The sequence below is a fragment of the Parvibaculum sp. genome, from assembly GCF_002684405.1.
Taxonomy (GTDB): domain Bacteria; phylum Pseudomonadota; class Alphaproteobacteria; order Parvibaculales; family Parvibaculaceae; genus Parvibaculum.
In genome coordinates this window covers 1-20,237 of record NZ_NYVD01000174.1, presented here as the reverse complement: position 1 = coordinate 20,237, position 20,237 = coordinate 1, and the positions used below count along the sequence as shown (strand labels likewise).

Sequence of the window (20,237 nt, the reverse complement as noted above, 5' to 3'; positions counted from 1 at the left end):
GGCGGATTGCAAAGACATGAGGTCGGGACCCGATTTCACGTCCCTGGAAGTTGGCGGCGTCAGGGCCCGGGCCCTGACGGCGGCCTCGCACATTCTGGCGACACGCGGACCCGAAAAGCTGAGCCTGAGGGCCATCGCCGAAAGCGCCGGGATCGGCACGACCTCCATCTATCACTACTTCGCAAACAAGGATGAGCTTCTGCTCAATCTGGCGCTGATGGGCTTTCGCGACCTGCACCGTCAAATCGTGAAGTTCCAGACAAGCCCCGAATACGACAATGCGATGCAGGCCAGCGCGCGCGCCTTCTTCGATTTCGCAGAGACGCATCCGGCATTGTTCTCGCTGATGTTCAGCGAGCGCCTGATGGCGCGGCATGTCTCCCTGCGGGATGCGGAATACGAGACCTTTCTGGCCTATCAGGCCGTCGTGGAGGCGGATGAGCGCATGCCCGCCGGGCAAAGGCCGAATGTCGCCTATGCGCTCTGGGCGCTGGGGCGCGGGATCGCGGCGATCATGTCCTCCTATCCGGACGGCAAGCTGCCGCCCGAGATTGCCGAAAGGCTCTTTGCCGGCGCCTCCTATCTCATCAATCGACGGGAGTGAGGCAAAGGGCGGGGCGCGGAGGCCCCATTTGGGGATTGCCGAACGCTGTTCGAAGCCCTTCTACTATGCGTCGAATGAACAATATCAAAGGCTTAGGGAGATTGAGATGAGCATGGCACTGCTTGATCCGGAAGAGGCACGCGAAGCCGCCTATGCCGAACCGCTCGAAACGCTGGACCCCGCCCAGCCTGCGCTTTTCCAGGCCAATGCGATGTGGCCCTATTTCGAGCGCCTCCGCCGGGAAGACCCGGTGCATTACACCGCCGAGAGCGAGTTCGGCCCCTACTGGTCGATCACGAAATACCACGACATCGTCGCCATCGACACGAACCATCAGGTGTTTTCCTCCGACTTCGCGAAGGGCGGCATCACCATTGGCGGCGGTCAGGCGAATTTCGATCCGCTGCCCATGTTCATCGCCATGGACCCGCCCAAGCACGACGTGCAGCGCAAGGCGGTCAGCCCGGCTGTCGCGCCCAATGCGCTGGCCGAGATGGCGCCGCAGATCCGCGAGCGCGCCGCGGGCATTCTCGACAGCCTGCCCATCGGCGAAGAGTTCGACTGGGTCGATCTCGTCTCCAAGGAACTGACGGCGATGACGCTCGCCACGCTCTTCGATGCCCCGCAGGAAGATCGCCGCAAGATCACCTACTGGTCGGATGTCGTCACCGCCGCGCCCATGCCGGGCGGTCTGGTGGAGTCGCTCGATCAGAAGATGGATATCTTCCAGGACTACCACGCCTATTTCACGGAGCTCTGGAACAAGAAGGTCAATGCGGAGCCGCATGCCGACCTCATCTCCATGCTCGCGCACCATCCCGAAACCCGGAACATGGAAGCGCGGGAATATTTCGGCAATGTGGTGCTTCTGACGGTGGGCGGCAACGACACCACGCGCAACACCATTTCCGGTTCGATCTACGCGCTCAACAAGAACCCGGACCAGTACAAGAAGCTGCGCGAAAACCCGGATCTGATCCCCTCCATGGTGTCGGAAACGATCCGCTGGCAGACGCCGCTCGCGCATATGCGCCGCACGGCAAACCAGGATACCGAGTTCAAGGGCAAGAAGATCCGCGAAGGCGACAAGGTCGTCATGTGGTACGTCTCCGGCAATCGCGATGAAGAAGTCATCGACAACCCGAACGCCTACATCATCGACCGCGAGCGTCCGCGCCAGCACATCTCCTTCGGCTTCGGTATCCATCGCTGCGTGGGCAATCGCCTCGCCGAGCTGCAGCTCACCATCATCTGGGAGGAAATCCTGAAGCGCTTCCCGGAAGTCGTGCTGGTGGAAGAACCCAAGCGTGTCTATTCGACCTTCGTGAAGGGCTATGAGTCCATGAAGGTCGTGATCCCCAGGCGCAACTGAGCGACGCGGATAACGCAATGAACGCAAAGCCCCTCGCCGAAAGGCGGGGGGCTTTTTCATTTACTGACGGGAAAGCGCGGCGCGGACCTGCGCCTCGTCGGCCTTGTCGGCGGCCTCCCGGGCGTCCTTGTCGCGCTTTCGCGGCGGCAGGTCGAACGTCACCCGGGAAATGCGGCCCGGATAGGCGAAAGGCGCGTCATAGGCATTGCTGACGGGCGCGGGGCTCCGGCCGAAATCCATGCCGATACTTGAAATCATGAAAAGCATTTTCGGGATCGTGCCGTGTCCGGCCTCCTCGCCGTCGAAGCGGAGCGCCACCGCCGCGCCGCCTTCGAGATTTGGCGAGATCTCGGCCGATATGTCATGCGCGCCCGTCGGAACGGGCAGGGTGGACCTCACCAGCGTGTGGTCGTGAAAGCAGTTGAAGTCGAAATGCAGGTGCCCGTTTTCGATATAGAGCACATAACCGCTATTGATATTGCCGCGCGCCACCAGCACGCCGTCGCCATTTCCAGCCGGATGATCCAGTGAAAATGTCATGCGCCAGCCGCGGAAGACGGGCGGGCAGGCATCGGCCACGATATGCGAGAGCGGCGGATAATAGACGAAGCGGTTGCGCGAGGTCGGCATGCCGGGGCGGCGTGAGGCGCGGAAGAGGTCGAACGCGCCTCTGTCGTCCAGCGGCAGCACGCCATGTTCTTCGGCTTCCCGCCACCAGATATCCACCATCTCCTTTAGTCGTTCCGGCTCGGCCGCCGCAAGGTCGTGATATTCCGAAAAGTCCGTATCGAGACGATATAGCTCCCACTGGTCGTCCTCGAAAGGCACGCCGCGCGTGTGATGCGTCACCGCCTTCCAGCCATCGACCCAGATGCCCCGGTCGCCACCCATCTCGAAATATTGCGTGGAGCGTGAGGGCGCCGCCGACCCGTCGAACAATATCTCTTTAAGGCTTTTCCCGTGGATCGGCATTTGCGGGACGCCCGCCACCGTCTTCGGTTCCTCGATCCCGAGAATGTCCATCAGCGTCGGCGCAATATCGATGGCATGGCAGAACTGCCGCCTTATGGCGCCCTCCCGGCCGAGCTTGGCGGGCCAGCGCACGATCAGCGGATCGCGCACGCCGCCGCCATGCGTATTCTGCTTGTACCATTTGAGCGGTGTGTTTCCCGCCTGCGCCCAGCCCCAGGGAATATTGCTGTGGCTGTTCAGCGTGCCGATATCGTCGAGCCGCTCCACGGCCTTGTCGACATCCTCCGGCATCATGTTGAAATATTTCATCTCGTCGAAAACGCCGGTCGGCCCGCCTTCCTGGCTGGCGCCATTGTCGGAAACCAGCAGGAAGATCGTGTTCTCGTCGAGGCCCAGCTCTTCCAGCGACGCCATCAGCCGGCCGATCTGGTCGTCGGTATGGTCGAGCATCGCCGCGAAGGCTTCCTGCAGCCGGGCGGCAAAGCGTTGCTCATGTTGGGAAAGCTCGTCCCACGGCTTCACACCGGGATTGCGCGGCGCGAGGGCCGTGTTCTCCGGAATGACGCCCATTTTCTTCTGCCGCGCGAACCATTGCTCGCGCGCCACGTCCCAGCCCTCGTCGAATTTGCCGCGATATTTTTCGAGATATTCGTCGGGCGCCTGATGCGGCGCATGCATCGCGCCAAAGGCGAGATAGAGGAAGAAGGGCCGTTCCGGCACCACCGACACCGTGTCGCGTATAAAGCCGATGGACTTGTCCACAATGTCTTCCGACACGTGATAGCCCTCTTCCGGTGAGGCGGGCTGGTCGATGAAGTGATTGTCATGGGTGAGTTCGGGGTGGAACTGGTCCGTTTCGCCCTGCAGGAAACCGTAATAGCGGTCGAAGCCGCGTTGCAGCGGCCAGTTGTGATAGGGCCCCGCCGCCGTGCATTCCGCCATCGGTGCCAGGTGCCATTTGCCGGTCGCGAATGTGGTGAAGCCGTCCTCGCGCAATATCTCGGCGATGGTCGCGGCGGATTTCGTCACCGCGCCGCGCATATTCGGATAGCCCGTATCCATGTTGGAGACCGCGCGCATCCCCACCGCATGGTGGTTGCGGCCCGTCAGCAGGCAGGCACGGGAGGATGAGCAGAGAGCGGTGGTGTGGAACCCGGTGAATTTCAGCCCCTCGCCCGCCAGCCGGTCGATATTCGGCGTGGCGATGGTGGAGCCATAGCAGCCCAGATGCGCGAACCCTGTATCGTCGAGCACGATCATCACCACATTGGGCTTGCCGATGGCCGAGGCACCGCCCGGCCAGGCCGGTTGCGAAATCTGAACCGTCTTGCCGATCTCGCCTTCGAAATCCGGTTCCGCGGGGTGCCGATAGCTCATTTTTCTTCCTCCCAGAGCGTGTTTCCGGGAAAGGCTAGGGCGCACCGTAATTAATGTAAATCATTAAGTTGGACGGCAAGGCGGGATCCGGCCTGTCCGGGGCGGGGCATGCGCCTGCCTGTGAGAATTTGAGTTAAATTAAATCTGTGACAGCCATTACTTTTGCCGTTCAGCACTGAAGACGGTGTTATTGCGAAAAATTCGTAGTGCAGTGCGACATGACAAAAATTTATTCCAAAGACACTCCATAATACTGATCGAGTTCATAAAACTGCGTGGAAAAGCGCTCAGTCTCTCCCTACCTTAGGGTGCCGGAAGGCACTCTAGGCAACTCCTTTCGAGCTTTGAAGAAGCAAGAAGAAAACAGGGAGAGGATCATGGCTCTCATGAAACTGTATGAGTTGCATCTGAAGCACGAGGAATCGGAACACCCCCTCGATATCTGCCTCGTCCTTGCGCCCTCACGGGAGCATGCGCTGGCCGCCTTCGGTCAGGAAGAGGCGGTCGCGGCGGTCAAGCAGGCATCGGACTGGATGAATGGCGACGGCGTGCCGCGTATCCTCGGCTGGACATCGGGCCCCATGCCGGGCGTGGAAGTCGCCTGAGAAACGGCGGCGCCCGGCCGGCGATGAAGCCGGTCCAGCAATAGGGCGTATTGGGACAAGACAATATTCGCCCGCTCCGACGAGACTCCCCTGAGAGCGCCATGGCGGCGTTCGGTTTTTTGACGACGGGGACGCCGACCTTGCCTTATCCCAATACGCTTATCTTTGTTGACCTTTCCTCCGACGATCCGGCGGCCTGCGCCGAGTTCTATGCCGACATATTCGGCTGGGAGAACGATCCCCGCCCCTATGGCGTCTTTCATCGCATGGTACCCGGCGGCAACGCCCTGAACCCGGACGGGTCGGAAAGCCAGATCGGCAATTTCCATATCGGTATCCACAACGCCGCCAATGCGCGCCCCCATCCGAACCCGGATGGCGTGGAGCCGCGCGTGCTGGCGGGCGAGGGGCGCAAGCCGCGTCTCTGGATTCTCGTGAGTGACGATGACAGCCCGGAGCGCATTCTGGCGGATGCGGAAAAGCGCGGCGCGGAAATCCTCTGGCGCGATCACTACTGGAAGGAGTTCAACGGCCTGAACCATTCCTTCCGCGATCCTTGGGGCAATGAAATCGTGCTGTGGCGCAAGGGCGGGGAAAATCCGGAAATCCCGGCGCATTACACCCGCGAATAGAAAACTGAACTGGGGGGTGGGCGGCGCGGTTTGCTCATAGGCGCGCCGCCCCGTTCTATACGTCTCGTTCTATGTCGGGCCGCGCTCAGGCGTTGCGCGCCATCAGCCCGCCATCTACCGGAATGGTGACGCCGGTGATGTAGGAGGCCGCGGGCAGACAGAGGCTCAGCGTCATATGCGCGACCTCTTCCGGCAGCCCGTAGCGCCGCATCGCCGTGCGGCGCTTGGCATAGATTTCCTTGTGCTCATCGGGAATGGCTTCCGTCATGCCGGTAGAGATCGGCCCGGGGCAGACGCAATTGACCGTGATTCCTTCCTTGCCGAGTTCGACGGCCAGCGCGCGGGTGAGCCCCGTCACGCCCGCCTTGGCGGCGGAGTAGGGGCTGTCGAGCGCCGTCGCACCCAGTGCCTCGGTGGAGGCGATGTTCACGATGCGCGGGGCGGAAGATTTCCGCAAATGCGGCAGTGCCGCCCGGATGATGCGCTGATGCGCCGTCAGGCACACAGTCAGCATCCGCTCGAAAAGCGTGTCATAGCCCTCGTCGTCGATGGGCAGGAAGCCTGCAATGCCCGCATTGTTGACGACGGAGTCAATCCCGCCGAAATGCGCCGCCACGTCGCCGACGACGCGCGTAATTTCGTCCTTGTTGCCGACATCGAAGGTCCAGGCTTTCGCGCTGCCGCCTTTCGCGGTGATGCCGTCTGCGACTTTCGCCGCGCCTTCGCCATTGTAATCCGTCACCGCCACATTGGCGCCCTCGGCGGCGAAGACTTCCGCCGTCGCGCGGCCCATGCCGCTCGCCGCGCCCGTCACCAGCACCGTCAGCCCTTTCACCGACCGGCTCAATTCCGTCATCGCTTCCTCCCTCTATCTGAAAAGGAAACGGGCGCTCCCTCGTGAGCGCCCGCACCGGCTTATGCGCCGTTGTATTCCTTGATCTTCTGCTTGCCGAGCTGCGACATGTGCACCTCGTCCGGCCCGTCTGCGATGCGCACGAAACGGTTCAGCGTGAAGAAACCGGCAATCGGCGTATCGTCGCTGACGCCCATGCCGCCATGCGCCTGGATTGCGCGGTCGGTCACGTTCTGCGCCATCTGCGGGGCGACGATCTTGATCGCCGCGATCAGATCCTTCGCGACCTTGTTGCCGTACTTGTCCATGCTGTCTGCAGCCTTGAGCGTCAGCAGGCGCGCCTGTTCGATCTCGCAGAAGGACTTCGCGACATCCTGGCGAATGCTGCTCTGGTCGGCGAGCTTCTTGCCGAAGGCGACACGGTTTTCCACGCGGCGCGCCATGATTTCGAGCGCGCGCTGCGCCTGACCGATGGAGCGCATGCAGTGATGAATGCGGCCCGGGCCGAGGCGGCCTTGCGCGATCTCGAAGCCGCGTCCTTCGCCGAGAATGAGGTTCTCCTTCGGCACGCGGCAGTTTTCGAACAGCAGTTCCGCTTCGCCGCCGGGCGAGTTCTTCGAGCCGAAGACTTTCAGGTTGCGCACGATCTTCCAGCCGGGCGTGTCGCGCGGCACGATGATGGTGGAATGCTGCTGGTGACGCGGATTGTCCATCAGCGTCTTGCCCATGACGAGCATCACGTCGCAGCGCTCGTCCATCACGCCGGAAATCCACCATTTGCGCCCGTTGATGACGTAGTCGTTCCCGTCGGGAAAGATGGTGGTTTCCAGATTGGTCGCATCGGAAGAGGCGACCTGCGGTTCCGTCATCACATACGCGGAGCGGATCTTGCCGTCGAGCAGAGGCTTCAGCCAGCGTTCCTGCTGCTGCGGGCTCCCGTATTTCGCGAGCACTTCCATATTGCCCGTGTCCGGCGCGGCGCAGTTGAAGACTTCCGACGACCACGGCACGCGGCCCATGATTTCGGCCAGCGGCGCATATTCCAGATTGGTCAGCCCCGGGCTCAGATCGCCATATTCTTCCGGCAGGAAGAGGTTCCACAGCCCTTCCGCGCGGGCCTTCTCCTTCAGCGCCTCGACGCCCGGCCAGTGCTTCCACAGATTGGCCGGGTCCGTCACCCACTCATAATGTTCTTCTTCCGCCGGATAGATGTGCTTGTCCATAAAGGCTTCGAGCTTGGCGATCAGCTCCTTCACCTTGTCCGTGTGATCGAAATTCATGATGCCGTCCTGTTCTGGTGTCTTGGTTTCTTGTTTCTTGAAGTCAGAGCATGAGCCCGCCATCGACCGGAATGGTCTGGCCGAGCACATAGGCCGCCAGCGGCGAGGCGAGGAAGAGCGTGACGCCCGCCATGTCCGAAGGCGTGCCGAGACGATGCATGGGAATGCCCTGCAGCGAGGCGTTGAGGCGGTCGGGATTGTCCGTCGTCACCTTGGTGAGCTTCGTATCGACAAGCCCCGGCGCGACGCCGTTCACGCGAATGCCGTCTTTCGCCCAGGCTTGCGCCAGCGTGCGCGTGAGGCCGACGGCACCGGTCTTGGAGGCGTTATAGGCCGGGTTGCCACGGGTCGCGTGGAAGGCGGCGGTGGAACTGATCGTGATGAGAGAGCCTTTGCTGGCCGCCAGCATGTCGTGGAACTTGATCGCGCAGGCCATCAGGCTGTTCAGATTGACGTCCATCACCTTCTGGAAGCCGTCCATCTTGAACTCGCCCTTCTTGTAGATGACCGTGCCTTGGCAGAGCACCAGCACGTCGAGCGATTTGAAGGGCGGGCTATAGGCTTCGATGGCGTCGAAATCCGACACATCCATATGCGCGTAATGCAGCCCCTCCATGTCGGAGCCTTCCTCGCCCTTGTAGTCGTCCGCGCTTTTGCGCGTGCCCCAGATATGCACCTCCGCGCCGCGTGTCCGAAAGGCGTGCGCGATGCCATTGCCGATGCCGCTGGAGCCGCCGACGACAAGCACCGTCTTGCCGCTAAAATCCGTATCCGTCATGAGATCCTCCCCAAAGTCTGCTCTGGTTTTTGAAGTCGTTCAGCCGATCCAGCGCAGCGCGCGCTCGAACAGGCCGATGGTCTGGTTGTGAAGCATGTCGCCCGTTTCCTTCGGCGCGCGACCGGCACAGGCGCGGGCATGCGTGCCCTCGAGAATGATGCCGAGCTTGTAGCAGGCGAGCACCGCATACCATTCGATGGCGTCCACGTTTCGCGTGGTGCGCGGGCGGTAATGCGCGACAAGTTCCTCCGCGCTCGGAAAGCCTTTCCATGGCGTCACCGCCACGGCGGAAGCGCCGCTGCCATTGCCCTCCGGCCAGGTGGCAAGCAGCCAGCCGAGATCGAGCAGCGGATCGCCGATCGTGGTGAGTTCCCAGTCCACAATGGCTGCAAGCTCCGGGCTGTCATATCGGTACATCACATTGGCGAGGTGATAATCGCCATGAATGATGCCGGGCTGGAAGTCGGCGGGGCGGTGGCTGTCGAGCCATGCGGCCACTTTTTCGACGCCGGGGATTTCTGCAGGCCCCGTCCAGCCCTCAAGCTCGCGATAGCTCTCGAGCTGCGCTTTCCAGCGCGCCACCTGCCGTTCGAGATAGTTTTCCGGCTTGCCGAGGCCCTCAAGCCCCAGCGCCTTGTAGTCGAGCGCGCCGAGCGCCGCGATCCCTTCCACCAGCGACAGCCCCATCCGGTGGCGCACCTCTTCCGAGCCTGCGTGATAGTCGGGCAGCCCCGTCGTCGGGTTGAAGCCGTTGACCGGCTCCATGAGATAGAAGGACGCGCCGATCACATCCTCTTCCGGGCAGGCCGCGATAAGGCGGGGGTGGGGCACATCCGTCTCCGCAATCGCCGCCAGCACGCGCGCCTCGCGGCGCATCGTCTCGTTGGAGTTCGCGCGCAGATGTTCCGGCGGTCTGCGCAGCACGTAAGGACGCCCCGCACGGGTGAATTTCAGCAGGATGTTCTGCGTGCCCCCCGCCAGCTTCTCGACGTTGTCGAGCGGCCCTTCGCCGAGCCCTTCTCCGTCCATCCAGCCGCGCAGCGCGTTGAGATCCACGCCCGGCACTTCTGTTATTTCCGCCACCGTCGCACCCGTTCTTATTTTTAAGTCAAATGGATAATGCAGTTGACGATCAAGCGATGCAATGGGATTCTGACGCCCATGGTCAGATTGGAACCCAAGCCGCGCAGCGAGGCCGCGCAACATCTCAAGCAGATCGCCTGCCGGCTCTTTGCCGAACGCGGCGTCGACGGCGTCACCGTGCGTGAAATCGCCGAGGCCGCGGGTCAGAAGAACCATGCCGCCGTCGGCTATCATTTCGGCTCCAAGGAAGCGCTCATCCGCGAGCTTGTGCTCGATGGCGCCATCGCGATCGACGAATACCGCAACGCCATGCTCGACGCGCTGGAGGCCCGGGGCGGCCCGACTTCCGTGCGCGAAGTGGTCGAGGTATTGGTCCAGACGTCCATCCGCGCGCTTGAGGGGTCGCAGCTTGAAAACAGCTACAACCGCTTCGTCTACATGCTGGGCATGACCCATCGCGACTTCTTCATGGAGACGCTCGAGGGCAAATGGAACTCGGGTTATCTGCGCTGCCTCGATCATCTGCGCAGGCTGGAGACCAGGCTCGACAAGAGTGCGCTCAATCAGCGTTTTGTCTTCATGGGCGCCTATCTCGGCAGCGTGATTTACGCCCGCGAAGCCGCCCTGTCGGACGCCTCGCGCCGGCACCCGACCTGGAGTTCCGAGGAAACGCTCACCCATCTCGCCGTCACCCTGACGGCCCTTCTGGAAGCCCCGGCGCCCGCCGACAGCAAAGCGCCGGACCTGCCCGATCCGGACCCTGTCGTGCTCGGTCCGCTCGGCATCTTGCCGGGTTAGGCCGCGCCGCCGCTCCGTCAGGTGCTGCCGGTTTCGTCAATGGGCATCCCTCGGGATAAGCTGCCGCCAACAAGAAACCTCATCAGGGAGATGGCGATGCGCGCTGTGCGAGTTGCGGAGTATGGAAGCCCGAAAAATCTGACGGTCGAGGATTTGCCCGTCCCCGCGCCGGGCAAGGGCGAATGCCTCCTCGCCGTGGAGGCCGCCGGTCTCGGCTATGTCGACGCGCTTCTCGTGCAGGGCGCCTATCAGGTGAAGACCCCGCTCCCCTTCATCCCCGGCTCGGAAGTCGCAGGCCGCGTCGAGGCGGTGGGCGAGGGCGTGCCGGAAAAGCTCGTCGGCACCCGTGTCATGGCGCTCTCCCCGCGCGGCGCGCTGGCGGAAAGGATCACGCTTCCTGCCGCGGTCTGTACTCCTTTGCCGGATAACATGAGCGCCGAAGCCGCCGCCGGTTTCCTCGTCTCCTACTGCACCGCGCTTTACGGGTTTGAGAATTGCGGCAAGCTGCAACCGGGCGAGACGGTCCTCGTCCTCGGCGCGGCGGGCGGTGTTGGCATGGCCGCCATCGACGTCGCAAAGGCCATGGGCGCGAAAGTCGTCGCCGCCGCCTCGACAGAGGAAAAGCGTCAGGCCGCGAGCGCCCATGGCGCCGACATGGCGCTCGACTATTCCAAAGAGGACTGGCGCAAGGCGCTAGAGGAGATGATCGGCAAGAGCGCGGTCGATGTCGTTTACGATCCCGTCGGCGGCGCCTTCTCCGAAACCGCTTTCCGCTGCCTCGCGCCGGGCGGCCGTCACCTCGTGGTCGGCTTCGCGGCAGGCGACATCCCCAAACTGCCGCTCAACCTTGCGCTCCTGAAGCGTGCCTCGCTGGTCGGCGTCGATTGGGGCGGGGAAATTCGCGCCAATGCCGCCGCCAATGTGCCGCTGATGAAGACGCTGACGGAATGGGTCGTGGACGGAAAGATCCATCCCGAACCTGCCGCGACCTTCCCGCTGGAAGAAGCAGGCGCGGTATTGCAGTCCCTTCTGGAGCGTAAAAGCGTCGGCAAGCCGGTCATCCGTATGAAAGGCTGAGAGGCGTCACGCTTTCGCCGGTTTTTCGCAATATTCGCGGCCGCTTTCGCCTGTCATAATCGTGCGCATGGATGAAACGACACACGACGCGCGGGCTTCCGCCGCGACGCTCGCCTTTCCCCGTCTGCTGCTTCTGGAAAACCGGAAGGCAGGCGGCGGCGGGGAGAGCGAGATCGCGCAACGGCTCCGCGAGACGGGCCGCGAGGTACTCGCGCCCGACACCTCCTCCATCGAGGAGGCTTGCGATATGGCGCGTGAAAAATCGGGCGATGTCGATCTCATCGTCGTCGCGGGCGGGGATGGATCGGTTAACGGTCTTCTTTCCTGTTTGATGGACCTCTCCGTTCCCATGCTGGTCGTGCCGCGCGGGACCGGAAACGATTTCGCGCGTTCTCTCGGCATACCGCTTGAAGGGGATGAAGCTCTGTCCCTGCTCGATACGGGAATGCTGGCGGATGTCGATGTGAGCTTTGCGAACGGCAAGCCCTTCGTGAACGCGGCAAGCGTCGGGCTGACGGCGCAGGTCACTAAGTATCAGACACCGGAACGAAAGAGCCGTTTCGGTTCCGTCAGCTATATTGTGAGCGCGTTCAAGGCGGTGCAGGTCTCCCGGCCCTTCCGGGCGGAGGTCGTCAATCTCGACGAGCCCGACGAGACCCCGCTAAAGACGCGCTGCGTCCAGCTTCTTGCCGGCAATGGCCGCTATTTCGGCGGCGGCATGGTCGTCCATCACGACACGCGCATCGACGACGGAAAAATCTATCTCTATGCGCTGAAACCGGCATCGACCTTTGCGCTGATCCTGCACGGCCCGCTGATCGGGCTGGGCCGCGTGGATTTGTCGCCCGACGCCGTCGTCGCGTCGGGAACGGGCTTCCGTCTGAAAACCCGCCGCCCCTTGCCGGTTCATGCCGATGGTGAAAGGCTGACGCAAACGCCCGTCACCTTCGAGGTGAAGCACCGGGCGCTCAAGGTTCTGGCATCGAAGGAGTTCGCCTCGCAATGAACAACCTGTTTCGAAGCCCCGAGGAAACGGCCCTGATGGGCCTCGGCGTCGCTCTGGAAGCGGCGGCGACCTTTTATGCGCATGCGCGCGAGCTGTCGCATGGGGATCTGCGCGCCTTTCTCAACGAACGCGCGGATGCGCTCGCGGGCGCATCGGCGGCGTGGAACGGCAATCTCAAAGACAGGGGCATTCTGCCCGGTACGCCGGATGAGGATGCCGAGACGCTCCGCCGGATTACGCTTTTCGCCGGCATGACGCTCGGTGCGGATGAAGAAGCGGCCCTGTTCGACATGTGCGCCCGCATGGAGCAACGCCTGCTCGCCGCGCTTGGAGAGGCGGCCATCACGGCGATGGACGAGCCCTTCGCCCAGGCGGCGGAAGAGGCCGGACATGGCTGCGTCGCCGCCATCGCCGGAATATGGCGTCTGCGGAAGAAATAACCCGCTTTTATCCCCGTCTTTAGATCGGTCTCCATACTGATGGCGCCCGGGAACGGATCCCGCGCGAACTTGAAACGGACGGTATGGGAGAAAGACATGGCGAAACTTCTGGCCGAGGCGACGGCGGATATGAGTTCCACGCCCATCGACTGGCAGGGCGGTACGGGCGCCTTCTGGGTATGGGGCGATTTCGAGGGGGCTACCGTCTCGCTGGAGGCGAGCCCGGACGGCGAGACCTGGTTTGCGCTGGGCTCGCAGGTCGTGTTGAAGGAAAAAGGCGTTGGCGGCTTCGCGCTGGGCCCCTGCCGCCTGCGCGCAACGCTTGCCAACGCCTCTGCCTACACCAGCGTGACCGCGGTGATTTAACCCGCCACGGGTCAGGCGCCCCGGCGGCTCGGGGCGAAAGGATGGGTGCTGGAAAGCCCGCCATCCACAGCATAGGCCTGCCCGTTCACATAGGACGCGTCGTCGCTGGCCAGGAAGAGCGCCATATGGGCGATCTCTTCCGGATGGCCGTAACGGGCCGTGGGGTTGAGTTGCCCGATCTTGTCTTCCGAGCCCCGCGCCCGCGCGCCGTCGAAAATCGGCTTCGTCATGCCCGTCTCGATCAGGCCGGGGCAGATCGCGTTCACGCGTACGCCGGTGCCGTAAAGCGCATTGGCCGAGGTCTGGACGAGGCTGATGACGCCCGCCTTGCTGGCGGAATAGGGCAGGCCACCCGCATTGGCGCGCAGTCCGGCAACGGAAGCCGTGCAGACGATCGAGCCTTTGCCCTGTTTCACCATATGCGGCGTCACATGCTTGATGGCCAGGAAGGGGCCGATCAGATTGATCCGCAGGATTTCCTGCCAGTAATCCGCTGTCTGTTCGGGCAGCGGAACCATGCCGCCGCTGATACCCGCATTGGCATAGACCGCATCCACGCCGCCCAGCTTCTCGACGCAATGAGCAACCAGCGCGGACACGTCGTCTTCATTGCCCGCATCGCCGGCGACCGAAGTCACATTGGCGTCTTTCACCTCGTCGCGGACCAGCGTCGCTGTCTTGTCCACGGCGTCTTCCGCCCGGTCCATGATGACCAGCGAGGCGCCTTCGCGCGCAAACAAAAGGGCGCTCGCCCGGCCTATGCCGCTGCCCGCGCCTGTGATGATGGCTTTCTTGCCTGTGAGCCTGCCCATGCGTTCATCTCCCGAATCGTGATTTTGCTTGCGCCAAGTCTAGCCATCGGGCTGACGCGGCGACACCCCGCGAAGAGGGACGCAGAAAGGCCGTCAGCGGCCGATTTTCGGGGGTTTGAGCAGGAAGATCACCACCCAGATGGGCACCAGCACCATGGCACCGAGCAGGAAATTGGGCAGCGCCCAGTCGATTCCGTCCTGAACGAATGTGATGATCGCATCCGGCGTGACCCCGAGATCGCCCAGCACTTCCTGCGCCGAAATGTCGAACGCATTCAGCAGCGCGCCGACGGCGACGGCGGCGATTACGAACTTGGCGAGTGTTGACAGCGCATTGTAAAGCATGTGCCGATCGATAGCCCCCCGGGGAATCGGGTCTGAGGCAGTTTAGTCGCGCAAGGGCGTTCACACAAAGGCCGGGGCGGACACAGGCAAGGCGGAAAGGGACGGAAATGAGCGGAAAAGACGGAAATACCCGCCAATACTACTTTTCAGCGGCCGAAATCGCGAGCCTGCCCGAGCGCCGCCACCAGCATCAGTTCAATGAAAATGCCATCCGGATGACCCGAACCCTGGGCGATAGCGCGGGGCTGGAGGATATGGGCCTCCATATCGTCAGGCTGGAGCCGGGGCGCGAGAGCACGGAATTCCATTTCCACGGGCAGGATGAGGAATTCCTGATGATCCTGTCGGGCCATGGGCAGGCGCAGATCGGCGAGGAGAGGATCGAGGTCGGCGCTGGCGATGTGATGGCCTTCCCGAAAAACTCGCCCGCCCATGTCATGCGGGTGCCGGAAGGGGCGGGCGAGGATCTCGTCTATCTGATGGGCGGCACGCGCGCGCCCGTCGACATCTGCACCTATCCGGCGGCGGGCCTCAAAATGACCCGCGCCGACGGCGTCAAGGAAGTCGCCAGGATCGACGACTTCCGGAAGGTATAAGCGCCTATTTCCCGAACAGGCTCTTCAGCGCGTCCTGCGGCGTGATTTTCTTTTCCTCGGTCGTGCCGCTGTCCGTTGTGCTGTTGTCGTTCGCGGCATCGTTGCCGGAGCCGCCCCCGAACTGTTTCAGGACGCCCTTGATGCCTTCCTTGCGGATCGTGTCGATCGTCTCCTTGGTCTGTTCCGGATTGGAAAGCATGGAGGCAAGGTCGGGCGTGAAGCTCGGCTTCGACCAGGGTCCGCGAATGAGGATCGGCACCTGAATGCCCTTGGCATCCGTCGTGCCGCCCTGTCCTTCGAGCGTGCCGACCAGTTTCGGCTCGACGCGGTAATTGAGCGTCTTGGCGGGCATGTCCACCGTGCCTGAACCGGTCACGCGGATGAGCGGGCTCATGAGCCGCAGATCGTCGTTTTTCAGAGTGCCTCTGGTGATGGTGTAGCTGCCGCTCAGCTCGGAGAAGTCGGTATCCTTGCTGCCGCCCGCATCCCAGCCCGATTTCGTGGCCGAAAGAACGGTGCGCACGAGATTGGCGAGGTCGACGCCCTTGATCTTGCCGTCGGTGAACTTGAAGGCGCCCTTGCCGTTCAGCGCGTTCACCATAGCCTTCTGGCTCTTGCCCGCGGTCGTCACGGCGATATTCATGGCCGTGCTGCCGGTCAGCCTGTTGAAGCCCGCCGCCGCCTGCAGAAGGGGCTGGGCCTGAACGCCGGAGATGTTGAAGTTCGCACCGATCTGCGGCGTCGAACGCGCGCCATTGACCTTCAGCGTGCCGTTGCCCGCGCCGCCGTAAAGCGCAAGCCGGGTGAGGTTGGCATTGAGGACGCCGTTATTCAGTTTCACATCCACCGCGCTTTCGCCGATTTCGATGTCCTGAACGAGGATCTTGCCTGCCTTGAGTGCGAGATCGGCATCGACGGCTTTGAGCGCGGAGAAGTCGATGGGCGCGGTACTCCAGCCCGCATCGCCCCCGCTCCCGGAAGACGCGCCGCCCGACGATGACCCGCCGCTCCCGGCGCCGCCGGCCGAATAGGTATTCACATCGATCTTGTCGACGGTGAGGTCGCCCCCGATGCGGGGCCGCGCGCCGCCGGTGCGGACGGTGAGATTGCCGTTCGCATTCATGCCGTCGAAGGAGACTTTCGCATTCTGGAAGGAGTAGCGGTCGCCCACCCCCTTCGCCTTGCCGGTGATGGAAAGCGGGCCGAACCCGTTCCCGGCGGGCATGGGATTGCCCGCCCAGGCAGCGAGCTTGCGCACCGAGGGCACATCGACCGAGACATCGCCCGTAAAGGCCACGCCGCCGATCACCTGGCACACGCCCTTATAGGTCGTTTTCAGTTTCGGCGAGGAAACCGAGAGCGATACCGGCGTCTCGCCGCCTTCGGTGAGCGCGCGCGGGCGTTCCGCGGCGAGATCGACATTGATTTCGTCGCCGTTCCAGACGACCGACCCCTTGGCCTTGAACGGATCGTCGAGGCTCGGCAGGGAGAGGTCCAGATTGACGTTCTTGAAGCTGTAGGCCGCGCCGGTCTGCGCATTCGTATAGGTCGCCGTGCCGCCGCTGATCGACACATCGCCGAGCTTCACTTCATTGAGGCTGCTGCCCCCGGCGCTTGTCTCGCTTGTCGAGGGTGCGCTTTCGGCAGGGGCGGCCTGCGTGGCCTGCGCGGCTTCGAACTGCCAGTTGGGCGTCCCGTCCTTGCGCACTTCCAGATGGATCGTCGGATCCTTCAGCGTGAAGCTGTCCACTTCCACATTGCCGGAAAAGAGCGGCATGAGTTTCAGCGACACATGCATCGACTTCATCGTCGCCATCTCCGGGGCCTTCGCCCAGGAGGCATTGGCGAAGGCGACGTCGTTCACCTCCACGCCGATGCTCGGGAAGAAGGAGAGCGAGATGTCCCCGCCGATCTTGAGCTCGCGCCCGGTCTGTTGCTGCGCGATCTTCTGGATCTGCGACTTGTAGGTTTCCATCGGAATGAACATCGGCACGGCGACGACCACGGCGATGAGGATGACGATGATGCCTGCGAGAATCGCAATCACACGGGACATGGAAAGCTCCTGGCTGACGCCTCCGGCAAGAGGCGGAAAAATTCGGCGCGAAACCATAGCAAGCCGTGTCCCGCCGCGAAACACTTGGCGTTCATGCAACAGCCCGTGAATTATTTGTCACAGTGCGGAAGAAATGCGTAGCCGAGCTTCCAAATCGCGCGGGGAGTGTGTATTCGTATGAATATGCAATCGCCAGTATGGTTGCAGCGCAGCGTTTCGATGAACCAGTCACACACCGAACAAAGAAGGGAGCAGCAGATGGAATACGCAGACGTATGCATTGAACCGATCATGCTCCCGGGCGCGCGCTGAGCTTTCCGCTCCGCCCGGGTTTCTACCGGGCGTTTCTACCCGCGATTTTCCATCATATCTGCCGCCATATCTGGCCGCGAATATCCAAAATCGCTCTCTGACTCTCTCCCGGTATTGCTGATACGCGCGGCCTCGTGCCGCCGGATTCGATTCCATCTTCAAAAGGAGACCGTCCGGATATCGTCCGGCGGTCGAACGATATGACCATTCAAATGAACGAGTCCCCCGACACGGGCAAAGGGGTCGGGGCCGTCCGGATTGCACGCTTTCTCTGGTCCTATTGGCGCCGTTTTCCGCTGGTTGCACTGACCACGCTGGGCCTGATGCTGGCCTCCATCGTCTTCGACGTCCTTTTCCCCATCGTCTCGGGCCGGCTGGTCGATGCCGTGGCGAAGGCCGGCTTCCCGCCCGCCGCTTCCGAGACAATGGCGGCATGGATCGCGCTCGCCCTTTTCGTCGGCCAGACGGTCGGGTTTCAGATTACCCGCCGGACCTCCATGGTCTTCTGGGGCATGCTTGCGACCCGCGTCATGCGCGCCATCGTCGATGAAGCGTTCCATCGGGTGCAGCGCTACAGCACGGACTGGCATTCCAGCAATTTCGCGGGCGCCACCGTCCGCAAGATCACGCGCGGCATGTGGGCGTATGATGCACTGGCCGATACGCTCTTCATGGGCTTCCTGCCCACCGTGCTCGTCATGGTCGGCATCACGCTGAGCCTCATGTTCTATTGGCCGCTGGTGGGGCTATACGTGCTGGCCGGGACGATCGCCTATGCGGGCGTCACCATCCTGCTGCTGAGGCGCTTCGTTGCGCCGCGCAACCGGCTGAGCGTTGCCGCCGATTCCGCCGTCGGCGGCGCCATAGCCGATGCCATCACCTGCAATACGGTGGTGAAATCCTTCGGCACGGAACCCCGCGAGGACAACAGGCTCGGCCTCCTCTCTCACGACTGGTCGCTCAAGGCCATGTATGCCTGGCGCACCATGGACTTCGTGATGATGGCGCAGATGGGCGTGCTTGTGCTGCTCCAGCTCGGCCTGCTGGGCCTCGTCATTCGCTACTGGACGGCCGGCGAGGCCACGCCGGGCGATGTCGCCTATGCGATGACGAGCTACCTCCTCATCTCCGGCTATATGCGCGATGTTGGGTTCCATGTGCAGAACCTCCAGCGCGGGGCCAATGAGATCGAGGATGTGATCCGCTTTGCCGAGAACGAACCGGCCGAGCCCGCCGGGCCCCATGCCGTGCCCCTCGCGGTGCAGGGCGGGGATATACGCTTCGATCATGTCTCCTTTGCCTATCCGAACGGCAAGGGCGCGGTCTATCGCGGTCTCGAGGCGCATGTGAAACCCGGCGAGAAGGTCGCGCTAGTCGGGCGGTCCGGTAGCGGCAAGACCACCTTCGTCAAGCTGATGCAACGGCTCTACGATCTCGATGACGGGCGCATTCTCATCGACGGGCAGGACATCGCCGGGGTGACGCGGGAGAGCCTGCGCCGCTCGGTCGCGCTCGTGCCGCAGGAACCCATGCTGTTCCACCGCTCGCTGGCCGAGAACATCGCCTATGCCCGGCCCGGGGCAACGCCCGCCGAGGTCGAGGAAGCCGCGCGCCTTGCCAATGCCCATGAGTTCATCGGGAAGATGCCTCTGGGATATGACACGCTGGTGGGCGAGCGCGGGGTGAAGCTCTCCGGCGGCGAGCGTCAGCGCATCGCCATCGCGCGCGCCTTCCTCGCCGATGCGCCGATCCTGGTGCTGGACGAGGCGACTTCGAGCCTCGACAGCGAAACGGAGGAGCTGATCCAGGATGCCATGGACCGGCTGATGGAAGGCCGCACGACCATCGTGGTCGCGCATCGCTTCTCCACCATCCGCCGCATGGACCGCATCCTCGTTTTCGAGGAAGGCCGGATCGTGGAGGAGGGCAGCCATGCGGAACTGATGGCCCGAAAGGGTGGCAGGTTCCGCGCGCTCCATGCCGTCCAGCTTGCCGGCATCCGCGACGCTGTGCCGGAAGGCGGGGGGCCGGAAAATGTGGAGCCGGAAACCGCCGGAAATCGGTGAGATAAATCCAGAGGGACCGCCAATCTGTCCGACCGATGAACTTGTGTGTTCTTTTCTCCTGCCCGGAAATCGGTCTAGGCTTGCTGCAAATGCGAAGGCGGTCCCTTTCGCCCTCTTCCGTAACCCTATTTGAGTTTCAGGATGACCATGACCGACAGCTCCACCGGCGCGACGCCGATCTGGGCCCCCTCTTCCGATGCTGTGGCCGCGAGCAATATGCGCGCCTTCATGGACTGGCTCGGCGAGCGCCATACCGTCCATCTGAGCGGATATGACGAGCTGCACGACTGGTCGATCGAGAATATCGCGACCTTCTGGAACGAGATCTGGGACTTTGCAGGCGTCATCGGCGAGAAGGGCGAAGCGGTGCTGGAACAGGGCGAGCTGATGCCCGGTGCCCGCTTCTTCCCCGATGCCCGGCTGAATTTCGCCGAAAACCTGCTGCGGCGGACGGGAAGCGAGCCCGCCATTCTTTTCAATAATGAAGGCCGGATGCGCGCGCCCCTCTCATGGGACGATCTGCGCGCCGAAGTGGCCCGTTTCGCCGCCGTGCTGAAAGGCTGGGGCGTGGAGCCGGGCGACCGCGTGGCCGCCTTCATGCCCAACTGCCCGGAAACCATCATCGCCATGCTGGCGACGACGTCCATCGGCGCTGTCTTCTCCTCCTGCTCGCCCGATTTCGGCGTGAAGGGCGTGCTCGACCGGTTCGGCCAGATCGAGCCGAAGGTGCTGGTGGCCTGCAACGGTTATCGCTATTCCGGCAAGGAGCTTCCCTGCGGCGACAAGCTGAAAGAGATCGTGGCGGGG

At 62.9% G+C, this 20,237-nt stretch carries 20 protein-coding genes; 12 read left to right on the top strand and 8 right to left on the bottom strand.

Features of this window, described 5'->3' with window-relative positions; all coding sequences use genetic code 11:
- Positions 1–604 (top strand): TetR/AcrR family transcriptional regulator (locus CMI59_RS16325; protein ID WP_293329293.1); only part of this gene is annotated, 604 nt, incomplete at its 5' end.
- 106 nt (positions 605–710) lie between these two features.
- Positions 711–1,976, top strand: a complete 1,266-nt coding sequence (locus tag CMI59_RS16320; RefSeq protein WP_293329292.1) for a cytochrome P450 — start codon at positions 711–713, stop codon at positions 1,974–1,976.
- Positions 1,977–2,036: 60 nt separating this feature from the next.
- Here CMI59_RS16320 and CMI59_RS16315 read toward each other — a convergent pair whose 3' ends face one another.
- A complete protein-coding gene (locus CMI59_RS16315) occupies positions 2,037–4,325 on the bottom strand; it encodes an arylsulfatase (protein ID WP_293329291.1) in 2,289 nt (762 codons plus the stop codon).
- Positions 4,326–4,702: 377 nt separating this feature from the next.
- Here CMI59_RS16315 and CMI59_RS16310 point away from each other — a divergent pair, with 377 nt between their 5' ends.
- A complete protein-coding gene (locus CMI59_RS16310; protein WP_293329290.1) occupies positions 4,703–4,930 on the top strand; it encodes a hypothetical protein in 228 nt (75 codons plus the stop codon).
- A 101-nt stretch (positions 4,931–5,031) separates the two neighbouring features.
- A complete protein-coding gene (locus tag CMI59_RS16305) occupies positions 5,032–5,562 on the top strand; it encodes a VOC family protein (protein WP_293329289.1) in 531 nt (176 codons plus the stop codon).
- Between the two features lie 85 nt (positions 5,563–5,647).
- Here the strand turns inward: CMI59_RS16305 and CMI59_RS16300 are convergent, their stop codons facing one another.
- Genes CMI59_RS16300 through CMI59_RS16285 form a run of 4 tightly spaced genes read right to left on the bottom strand, consistent with a single transcriptional unit; the run spans position 5,648 to position 9,556 of the window.
- Positions 5,648–6,418: an SDR family NAD(P)-dependent oxidoreductase gene (locus tag CMI59_RS16300; RefSeq protein WP_293329288.1), complete on the bottom strand. Its 771-nt coding sequence runs from the start codon at positions 6,416–6,418 to the stop codon at positions 5,648–5,650.
- 59 nt (positions 6,419–6,477) lie between these two features.
- Positions 6,478–7,695 carry an acyl-CoA dehydrogenase family protein gene (locus CMI59_RS16295; RefSeq protein ID WP_293329287.1) on the bottom strand — a complete coding sequence of 406 codons (1,218 nt, stop codon included), beginning with the start codon at positions 7,693–7,695 and terminating at the stop codon, positions 6,478–6,480.
- 43 nt (positions 7,696–7,738) lie between these two features.
- Complete coding sequence (locus tag CMI59_RS16290; protein WP_293329286.1) at positions 7,739–8,473, bottom strand: SDR family oxidoreductase; 735 nt, start codon at positions 8,471–8,473, stop codon at positions 7,739–7,741.
- Positions 8,474–8,512: 39 nt separating this feature from the next.
- The gene (locus tag CMI59_RS16285; RefSeq protein WP_293329285.1) at positions 8,513–9,556 is read right to left on the bottom strand and encodes a phosphotransferase family protein; all 1,044 of its coding nucleotides are present in this window, start codon (positions 9,554–9,556) and stop codon (positions 8,513–8,515) included.
- A gap of 78 nt (positions 9,557–9,634) precedes the next feature.
- Here CMI59_RS16285 and CMI59_RS16280 point away from each other — a divergent pair, with 78 nt between their 5' ends.
- From CMI59_RS16280 to CMI59_RS16260, 5 genes are all read left to right on the top strand, one after another.
- A complete protein-coding gene (locus CMI59_RS16280) occupies positions 9,635–10,354 on the top strand; it encodes a TetR/AcrR family transcriptional regulator (RefSeq protein ID WP_293329284.1) in 720 nt (239 codons plus the stop codon).
- A gap of 96 nt (positions 10,355–10,450) precedes the next feature.
- Positions 10,451–11,431, top strand: coding sequence for an NADPH:quinone oxidoreductase family protein (locus CMI59_RS16275; protein WP_293329283.1), 981 nt, complete (start codon positions 10,451–10,453; stop codon positions 11,429–11,431).
- 67 nt (positions 11,432–11,498) lie between these two features.
- Positions 11,499–12,437 carry a YegS/Rv2252/BmrU family lipid kinase gene (locus CMI59_RS16270; protein WP_293329282.1) on the top strand — a complete coding sequence of 313 codons (939 nt, stop codon included), beginning with the start codon at positions 11,499–11,501 and terminating at the stop codon, positions 12,435–12,437.
- Entirely contained in the window at positions 12,434–12,877 is a 444-nt protein-coding gene (locus tag CMI59_RS16265; protein ID WP_293329281.1) for a hypothetical protein, read from the top strand. The genes CMI59_RS16270 and CMI59_RS16265 overlap by 4 nt, the downstream gene beginning before the upstream one ends.
- 96 nt (positions 12,878–12,973) lie before the next feature.
- On the top strand, positions 12,974–13,243 hold the full coding sequence (locus CMI59_RS16260) for a hypothetical protein (RefSeq protein ID WP_293329280.1): 270 nt from the start codon (positions 12,974–12,976) through the stop codon (positions 13,241–13,243).
- A gap of 11 nt (positions 13,244–13,254) precedes the next feature.
- Here CMI59_RS16260 and CMI59_RS16255 read toward each other — a convergent pair whose 3' ends face one another.
- Both CMI59_RS16255 and CMI59_RS16250 read right to left on the bottom strand, forming a co-directional pair.
- Positions 13,255–14,055 carry an SDR family oxidoreductase gene (locus tag CMI59_RS16255; protein WP_293329279.1) on the bottom strand — a complete coding sequence of 267 codons (801 nt, stop codon included), beginning with the start codon at positions 14,053–14,055 and terminating at the stop codon, positions 13,255–13,257.
- A gap of 93 nt (positions 14,056–14,148) precedes the next feature.
- Positions 14,149–14,400 (bottom strand): DUF6460 domain-containing protein, encoded by a 252-nt coding sequence (locus tag CMI59_RS16250; protein WP_293329278.1) that lies wholly within the window; start codon positions 14,398–14,400, stop codon positions 14,149–14,151.
- Between the two features lie 107 nt (positions 14,401–14,507).
- Between CMI59_RS16250 and CMI59_RS16245 the strand changes: the two genes are divergently transcribed.
- Positions 14,508–14,996: a cupin domain-containing protein gene (locus CMI59_RS16245; RefSeq protein ID WP_293329277.1), complete on the top strand. Its 489-nt coding sequence runs from the start codon at positions 14,508–14,510 to the stop codon at positions 14,994–14,996.
- Positions 14,997–15,000: 4 nt separating this feature from the next.
- Here the strand turns inward: CMI59_RS16245 and CMI59_RS16240 are convergent, their stop codons facing one another.
- Positions 15,001–17,052: an AsmA family protein gene (locus CMI59_RS16240; RefSeq protein WP_293329276.1), complete on the bottom strand. Its 2,052-nt coding sequence runs from the start codon at positions 17,050–17,052 to the stop codon at positions 15,001–15,003.
- 512 nt (positions 17,053–17,564) lie between these two features.
- Between CMI59_RS16240 and CMI59_RS16235 the strand changes: the two genes are divergently transcribed.
- On the top strand, positions 17,565–19,430 hold the full coding sequence (locus CMI59_RS16235) for an ABC transporter ATP-binding protein (RefSeq protein ID WP_293329275.1): 1,866 nt from the start codon (positions 17,565–17,567) through the stop codon (positions 19,428–19,430).
- Between the two features lie 147 nt (positions 19,431–19,577).
- Positions 19,578–20,237, top strand: a 660-nt coding sequence (locus tag CMI59_RS16230) for an AMP-binding protein (protein WP_293329274.1), incomplete at its 3' end; no start/stop codon positions are given.